Annotated in this window: 1 protein-coding gene; it reads right to left on the bottom strand. The window is 61.2% G+C overall.

The genetic code is table 11. The annotated features are described in order from the left end of the window. Window positions 1–326, bottom strand: a 326-nt coding sequence (locus AC5ZGW_RS47410; protein ID WP_496114306.1) for an NAD(P)-binding domain-containing protein, incomplete at its 3' end; no start/stop codon positions are given. Window positions 327–394: the final 68 nt, after the last annotated feature.

Genomic DNA, 394 nt, shown 5'->3' with positions numbered 1-394 from the left:
AACTTCCCCTCGATGATCAGTTTTCCGTAGGTCTTGTAGACAGGAGCGCTGAAGAGGGTTGAGGTCAAAATCTCAAGATATTGCTCCGGGTCAATGCCCTCCTTCCCCACGAGCGCAATGGCTTCGCCGAGAGCCTCGATGACCGAGGCGATGAGAAAATTGCCGCTGAGCTTGAGGAGGCTGGCTGCCTTCGGCTGATCGGAGATCACGAAGGTCCGTCGGCCGATTGCTTCCAGCACCGGACTCACCTCGGCGATGGTATCCGGACTACCGCCGGCAACAACGGTCAGTTCTCCGGCCGCGGCGACATCGGGACGCCCGAACACCGGCGCCGCAACGAAGCGCTGGCCGGCAGCGAGATGGTCGGCGCTAAGTCGTTCGCAAAGAGCCACGC

It is taken from the genome of Bradyrhizobium sp. Crot121, from assembly GCF_059512385.1.
Note: the sequence above shows the minus strand (reverse complement) of the source record. Positions and strands in the feature narration are given on the sequence as shown.